This window comes from Acinetobacter sp. UBA3132, assembly GCF_002364825.1.
In the GTDB taxonomy this organism is placed as follows: Bacteria; Pseudomonadota; Gammaproteobacteria; order Pseudomonadales; family Moraxellaceae; genus Acinetobacter; species Acinetobacter schindleri.
Window position 1 is genome coordinate 47,233 of sequence record NZ_DEZM01000146.1, and the last position, 7,799, is coordinate 55,031.

Here is a 7,799-nt window from a genome sequence, read left to right on the forward strand (position 1 = left end):
ATAAAATATTAATAATTGAGAAGAATATGCATACTTTTGTCTTGGCTCCCGATTCCTTTAAGGAAAGTATGTCAGCCGAGCAAGCGTGCCAAGCTATGCAACGCGGTGTTTTGCAGGTCTTTCCTGATGCATGCTGTATCGCTGTGCCTATGGCAGATGGTGGTGAGGGAACAGTAGATGCCTTGCTGCGCTCCTTGGATGGTCAATGTATTACTTGTACGGTGACTGGGCCTTTAGTGACTCAGCAAGTTTCAACTTATTTTGCCATAGTCGATTATGGTCGAACTGCCGTCCTTGAAATGGCCAAAGCCAATGGCATTCATCTGCTGGAAAGCTCCCAACGTAACCCCATGCTGACCTCAACCTATGGCACAGGAGAGATGATCAAACAGGCATTAGATCGCGGTATTGAAAAAATCATTGTTGGACTTGGTGGTAGTGTCACCAATGACGGCGGTGCCGGGATGGCACAGGCATTGGGTGTCCAGTTTTTCAATAGTACAGGTGAAGCGATTCAGGTCTGCGGCGGTAATCTAGATCAGATTAATCAAATAGATATTTCCCAGTTAGATGCTCGTTTGAAAAACACCGAAATTCTAATCGCTTCTGATGTCAATAATCCACTGTGTGGACCGAATGGCGCCTCGGCAATCTTTGGACCGCAGAAGGGAGCAACTCCGGAAATGGTGCAGCAACTGGATCTTAATCTCAACCATTATGCTAATCTGGTCGAAGCAAGTTTAGGTATTTTTATAAAGAATGTAGCAGGCTCGGGTGCAGCGGGTGGTTTGGGTTTTGGCCTTATGGCATTTGCGGATGCCAAGTTGCAATCCGGTGTGGAATTGATTATTGAGCAAAGCCGATTAGCCGAAAAAATTGCTCAAGCGGATTATGTACTGACTGGTGAAGGCAAGATTGACAGCCAAACGGCCTTAGGCAAAACACCGTTTGGCGTTGCTCAGGTCGCACAGCAGTTCAATAAACCGGTGTTAGCTTTTGCTGGTCTGGTGGGTGAAGGAATTGAGTCTTTATTTGATGCCGGCTTTAGTCAGATTGTGGGAATTAATCCACCAGATTGTAGCTTGGAAGAAGCATTAAAAAATGGGGAAGTGAATCTGGAAAAAGCAGTGTCCAAAACTATTAAAAATATTTGGGAACCGAGGACTTAGTTTTCTCTTACAAGATAGTCATTGCTGCACAAACTTTACATAATGGTAGATAATAACGCGTAAGCAGATCTTACTTTTCATGGGTGAGAAAAAGCACTGCTTTGCAAGGTAACAAAAATCCTTTGCTGGATTGAGGGGATATTCCTATACCCTAATCCAGCAGACGGCATCCATGCCATCGACCCTATAGAAATCAAGAGATAAAATTGGGTGCTGTTTCAGCGCGGATGAAAAGCCATAATTATAAGAGCGATCTGTTAAACTACACGCATCCACAGAATGATGAGTGACCATGAGTTTAGCCAGCCTAATAGATGAACTGAACCCCCAACAAAAACAAGCTGCGACGACTGAAGCAAAGCACAGTTTGGTCTTGGCTGGGGCGGGCTGTGGCAAAACTAAAACCATCGTCGCACGTGCAGCTTATCTGATCGATCAGGGCGTACCTGCGAATCAAATTCAGATTTTGACTTTTACTCGTCGTGCAGCCAGTGAAATTGTCGCACGTGTGGAATTGGCTTTGGGGGAGGTGGCCAAAGGTCTGCGGGCATCGACTTTTCATACCTTCTGTATGTATCTGCTGCGCCGTATTCCCAAAGCATTTGGACTGGAGCAGTTTTCGATTATTGATCGTGATGATCAGTTGATGATGTTCCGTCTGATTCGCGGACGCGATGACAAGAAAAACCCGAATTACCTACCCAAGCCACAAGAGTTGTGTGACCTGTATTCCTTTGCACGCAATACCCGTCAGAAGCTGAGTCTGGCGCTGGAAAAACAGATGCCGGAATATCTGGCGCTGAAAGATCAGATTGCTGACATCATGAAAGAATATGAAGCACGTAAGCAGGCACGCAGCTTTCTGGACTATGACGATATTCTGGCAGTCGTTGCGAGTGCGCTAGCTCAATCAGAAGGACTAGTGGATTATGTCGCTTCAATCTGCCGTCATATGCTGGTCGATGAGATGCAGGACACCAATCCATTGCAATGGGCCTTGCTAGAACCACTCAAAGATCATATCAGTCTGTTCTGTGTTGGAGATGATGCCCAGTCGATTTATGGTTTCCGTGGTGCAGATTTTGAAAATATTCACCATTTCAAAGAGCGCGTACCCGATGCCCAGATTTTTAAACTGGAAAAAAATTACCGCTCGACTCAAGAGATTCTAGACCTGTCCAACTGGTTGCTGGATCAATCCGAAATTAAATATGATAAGCGGCTGGATGCATATCGGGGTGAAGGCATCAAGCCAAAAATGCATATCTTCCCGAACGAGTTTGATGAAGCCAAATGGATCGCCATCGATATCAAAGAGCGTCATTACTTACAAGGCAGTAAATGGTCTGATCATATGGTGCTGGTGCGTTCCAGTTTTGCGGCACGCCATATTGAAGCGGCCTGTATTGCTGCCAATGTACCGTATCGCTTTATCGGTGGGATGAAGCTGTTAGAAACCGCACATGTTAAAGACTTGTTGAGTTTATTGCGTGTGGTTGCCAATCCGCTGGATGATATTGCCTGGATGCGTTTCCTGACGCTGTGGAATGGCGTAGGTGATGTCGGTGCCAGCAAACTGTCACAGCAACTCTTGGCAGAGCCTGAGATGGACATCATTGCAGACAAGCTGGAAAAATTTGGCAAGATTCCATTGGAATCCATTCTGATCATGAAGCAAATGGCTGTGTTAAAAACAGAAGTTGAAGCCTGTGTCAGTCTGGCCATTCAAGCCATCGAAAACCAGCTTGCTGAAAACTACAAAAAAGACTGGAATCGCCGTCAGGGTGATTTTGAACTGGTCAAGCAGCTGGCTTCCAAACATGCCCAGCTGAGCGAGTTTCTGGAAGAATATGTGCTCGATCCGGTATCGATTTCTGAAATTGAACGCCAGTCAGACCCTGATGTGGTGACTTTAATCACCATCCATTCTGCCAAGGGTACAGAGCAGAAGGTCTGTTATGTGGCGAATGTGACACCGGGACAGTACCCTCATGCGCGCGCGCAAGGTGATTTTGATGATGTTGAAGAAGAACGCCGGGTGCTGTATGTGGCGTTGACCCGTGCGCAGAATGAGTTGATTCTGACCAAACAGAATCTGAATCAATGGGCACGCGAAACCGTGGATGAGCAGGGCCGTAAAGTCGAAAGTTATTTTATGAATGATCTAACTCGCCAGCTGTGTACTACGGAAACCCATTACAAGACCCGTCAGCAAACCGTGAAAAGTGCCTTAATCGAGCGCCAGTCGATTAATTTAGATTTTGGCATTGATCTCGATTAAACTAGACAGATGTTGTTGTATGCAAAAAGTAGAGTAGGCGAGTGCTTTTTGATGTTTTTTGCCTATCTTCTTAAGGTTATCAAATGAAAATTTTAGTTCGTAACTTGGAACGTACTGTGACAGAGGCTGAGTTACTGGAATTGTTCAAGCAATATGGCACAGTAGATACTTGTACGCTGGTGCTGGATGCTGAAACTGGTAAGTCTAAAGGCTTTGCCTTTGTAGAAATGCCGCATGGCCGTGAAGCAGTTAAAGCGATCAAAGGTCTGAATACCTTGCGCTTACATGGTACAGGCATTCGCGTGAAACAGGCTGAAGAAAAGCCACAGGCGTAAATAGAAAAAGGAGCAGATAATGCTCCTTTTTTATGGAAATAACTTTTTTGAATGACCAAATAGTTAGGGCTTCTGGTTGAATAACTCAATCCAAACTTTATTATCCATTCAATAGAATAGAGTTTTGTCATAAATCATTTTTAATCACTATAAAGAACATTCCCTCATCCTCTTGCGAAGCAGTGCATCTCATTCCAGAAGGATAAGGGACTTTAAATATCTATTTAAGTATGAATAGCATGATCATTTTTCGATTTATGAAAGAGATTTAATGACTCTTCAAAAATTAAAATAAATTGCATTAGTAATTCAGCCCGGTTGTTCATATTTCCTGAAAAGATCAATAAATAAAATAAATTCCATTGTAAAAATAATAATCTGGTCTTAAGTTATAAAAGCCAAAATTTGTTTTAACACTTAGGAAAAATCCATGACTCGTGTTGCTCGCTATCATGCGGACCGTACCAATCAGAAACTTTATTTCGCCCGCCTTGCCTGTCAGCAGGCAGAGCAAACCGATCATGTCCAGCAGGCTCAGGCACATCGTGAATCAGCAGTTTTTCATTTGCATGGTGCAGTCTTGGCTTTTTTGCAGGAACTGGTGCGTTACTACCGTTTAAATGATCTGAGTCCGACCTTGAAATCGATTGAAGAGCAGATGGCTGCGAAAGGGCAGATCTCTCCAGAAGTCACCGTAATGCAGCAACTGTCTAAAGACGGCTTTATCGCTGAGCTGAAGCGTGCTTATCGTTTGTGTCAGTATACACCTGAGCCGAGTGTGCCGGAGCCTGAAGATGAAACATCTTCCAAACTGATTATTAAAGTCACTCAAACACCTCAAGCCTGGTTACCAGATACAGCAATCCTGCGTGAATGGCATCGAGACCTGACACAATTGATTGATGGTTTTCGCAATGAGATGGTGGAATTTTAATCCGACCAATGACCCTTGAAATTGAAATTATTAACCATATATCCAATAAACAGCGATGCAAAGTGATTCTGCGCTTTGCCACCATGTTGAACATGGAGGACATATGTCTATAGAACAATTGAAAGAACTATTTGGTAGTCAAGAAGCGATTTTAGAACTCGTTCAACTGGAAAGTGGTGAGTTAGCATTACGCAATGCAGGCTCAGAAAAACAGCCATTGGTCATTATTCAGTTTAATGATGAAGTAAAAGCACTTCTCGGTGATCAGACCCCGGTGGTTGCTCAGCATATGATTCAGGCGGCTTTATTTGGCCTGCTCGAAAAGCAGGCAAATGAAATGCAGGCTGAAATTGTGGATGAAAAACCAAAATATTTAAGTTGATTGCTCTCCCATTCCAAATAAAAAAGCGCACTTTAAAGTGCGCTTTTTTATTGGATTTATTTCATTATTAAATATATGCCAAAAAAAATAATATGGATCACTGTGGTTAACCAAAACTTTTTTCGGAATTCTTGTTTTTGTGATTTATGTCTTAAACTGAGCTGAGCAACTAAAGCACCTATCCAACCACCAAATAAACTCAGATTATGTAGAGTTTGCTCTGGTGTACGACGTTTATTGTTTTGGGCTGATTGTTTATCTTGCCAATAAGCGAAGAACGTGATGAGGTTAATCATTGCATAATAAACTAAGACCCAAACCGAGATTTGCCCTGTCAAAAATAGAACTAATAAGGTAAGAATAAATGGGTAAGCTGCAATTTTAGACAATAAGTTTTTGCCACCTTCTTGTTGTTGATGGCGTTGGTCTCTTAATCGTTGACGTTCATAATCATGTAAAAACTGAATATTGGTTGCTTGTAAGTTTTTCTTAGTCCCTTGTTCAACATTATAAATCAGTTCATCACCATCTACAGGGCGTCTGGTCTTATAACTAAAATTTTTAATATGAACAAAAACACGTTCTGAAGTTTCATGGGTAGTCGCGAATCCAAAGCCTTGGTCATCTTTCCATGTGGTTAATTTACCTTTATAACGCATACTATTCCCCCACAAGAATCCTGTTTAAAAGACTTTAAAATCAAATATAAAAGTCTATAAGTTATTTAAATTAGGAGTTTATTATAAAGTCGATCAATTTTTTTGTCATAAAAAAGGCAGATACTCATGATCTGCCCAATTTAAAAAATTAAAATTTAATGTGCCGAACCGTGTTGATGAGCCATCTGAATCTGATGCAGGATATGACGGCTCATGTTCTTCGCCATTTCTTCTTTAGCATAGTACACCGCACCCACATTATCACGGCGGATGACTTCAGCTTCTTCCTTACTTTCGGCACAGACCAGTACCTGAATTTCAGGATTTAAAGTTTTGGCAATATCCACGATTTTATGAATGTCCAGAATATCCATAGGGGAAATGACCAATAGACGTGCATGCTGAATATGGGCCTGAATCAAGACGCCTGGTTCAGTCGCCACACCCGATACCGCCGCAATGCCTTTGGCACGCAATTTTTCAACAATCTCCCGGTTTTCTTCAGCAATCACAACTTTAATGTTTTGTTCCATCAAAGAAGTCGTGATGCGACGTCCCACTTCACCATGGCCAACAATCACTACCTGATCGCGCAGGTAGTCCTGGGATACTTCATCAGGCAGAATGGCCAGTGGATCGCCACTGCGCTCCAGTAAACGCGCCAGGTTGGAACGTTCGCGAATCCATTTCTGTACTGGTTCGATGGCAGCGAAAATAAAAGAGTTCAGAGTAATTGAAATCAAGGCACCCGCCAGAATCAGGTTTTGCCCTTCCAGTGACAGCAGATTTAGCGATACTCCAAGTGCAGCAAGAATGAACGAGAATTCACCGATTTGCGCCAGTGACGCACCCACTGTCAGCGCTGTGTTGATTGGATAACGGAAGAATAGTACCAGTGCCATCGCAGCAATAGTCTTACCAATCATAATAATGGCAACAACTGCCAGCACATGCAGGGGTTGTTCAATCATAATCCGTGGATCAAACAGCATGCCGACAGAAACAAAGAACAGAATCGAGAAAATTTCACGTAGCGGAAGGGTTTCTTCTTCTGCGCGATGGCTGAAGTCAGATTCTTTCACGACCATACCCGCAAAGAATGCACCTAGTGCCATGGAGACACCAAAGACTTTGTAGGCACCAAAGGCAATCGATACGGCAGCGGCCACAACAGTTAGCGTAAACAGTTCACGTGAGCCTAGACGCGCGACAACCTGCATGATCATTGGTATTAGACGTTTACCAACAATCAGCATAAAGGCAATAAAGCCTGCGACCTTGAGTAAGGTAATGCCCAGAGTGAGCCAGATATTCCCATCACTGCTGCCTTCCAGTGCCTGACCACCGAGTAAAACTGCGGTTGCAGGAAGTAACACCAGTGCCAATACCATGACCAGATCTTCAACCAGCAGCCAGCCCACGGCGATCTTACCGTTAATGGATTCAAGCAGACCACGGTCTCCCAGTGCTTTAAGGAGCACGACAGTACTGGCACAGGAGAGACTTAAACCAAAAACAAGCGCAGAACCGAAACTCCAGCCCCAGAGCATGGAGACACCAACGCCAAGCAGGGTAGCCACTGCAATTTGCAGGATGGCACCAGGCAGGGCAATACGCCTTACCTGCATCAGATCATTTAAGGAAAAGTGCATCCCGACACCAAACATCAGGAACATGACGCCTAATTCGGCAAGCTGATTGGCGAGCTGGATGTCACCGACTACCCCAGGGGTATTGGGGCTAATCAGGATCCCGGCAATCAGATATCCGATCAAGGGAGGTAGACGCAAGCGCGCAGCGATATAGCCGAATGCCAGCGCCAGTCCAAAGCCTACAGCCAGTAATATGATGAGATCTACGTCATGTGGCACTAAGCACTCCTTTAAGATGAATTTTAAAATTTCAGTTTTTTATGGGAAATAAGCACAAAAAGTGCCAAAACAAAAAGAAAGTTTATCAAGCTGAATAAAAAAAATGCAAAAAAAAACGACCCTAAAAGGTCGCTTTTTTTCAAAAAACTAAAATTATTTAATTTTAGC

The 7,799-nt window shown here is 43.5% G+C and carries 7 protein-coding genes; 5 read left to right on the top strand and 2 right to left on the bottom strand.

Going from position 1 to position 7,799, the window contains the following annotated elements:
- The first annotated feature begins 26 nt into the window (after window positions 1-26).
- The 5 genes from B4033_RS08210 (at window position 27) to B4033_RS08230 (ending at window position 5,101) form a co-directional block, all read left to right on the top strand.
- On the top strand, window positions 27-1,169 hold the full coding sequence (locus B4033_RS08210; RefSeq protein ID WP_286833107.1) for a glycerate kinase: 1,143 nt from the start codon (window positions 27-29) through the stop codon (window positions 1,167-1,169).
- 292 nt (window positions 1,170-1,461) lie between these two features.
- The gene (locus B4033_RS08215) at window positions 1,462-3,450 is read left to right on the top strand and encodes an ATP-dependent helicase (RefSeq protein WP_286833108.1); all 1,989 of its coding nucleotides are present in this window, start codon (window positions 1,462-1,464) and stop codon (window positions 3,448-3,450) included.
- An 83-nt stretch (window positions 3,451-3,533) separates the two neighbouring features.
- Entirely contained in the window at window positions 3,534-3,785 is a 252-nt protein-coding gene (locus B4033_RS08220) for an RNA recognition motif domain-containing protein (RefSeq protein WP_004890294.1), read from the top strand.
- Window positions 3,786-4,215: 430 nt separating this feature from the next.
- A complete protein-coding gene (locus B4033_RS08225; RefSeq protein WP_004813280.1) occupies window positions 4,216-4,719 on the top strand; it encodes a DUF6586 family protein in 504 nt (167 codons plus the stop codon).
- Between the two features lie 103 nt (window positions 4,720-4,822).
- Complete coding sequence (locus B4033_RS08230; protein WP_004813278.1) at window positions 4,823-5,101, top strand: hypothetical protein; 279 nt, start codon at window positions 4,823-4,825, stop codon at window positions 5,099-5,101.
- 56 nt (window positions 5,102-5,157) lie between these two features.
- Here the strand turns inward: B4033_RS08230 and B4033_RS08235 are convergent, their stop codons facing one another.
- Both B4033_RS08235 and B4033_RS08240 read right to left on the bottom strand, forming a co-directional pair.
- Window positions 5,158-5,760 (bottom strand): DUF1294 domain-containing protein, encoded by a 603-nt coding sequence (locus tag B4033_RS08235; RefSeq protein WP_286833111.1) that lies wholly within the window; start codon window positions 5,758-5,760, stop codon window positions 5,158-5,160.
- Between the two features lie 155 nt (window positions 5,761-5,915).
- Window positions 5,916-7,631, bottom strand: a complete 1,716-nt coding sequence (locus B4033_RS08240) for a cation:proton antiporter (protein ID WP_286833113.1) — start codon at window positions 7,629-7,631, stop codon at window positions 5,916-5,918.
- Window positions 7,632-7,799: the final 168 nt, after the last annotated feature.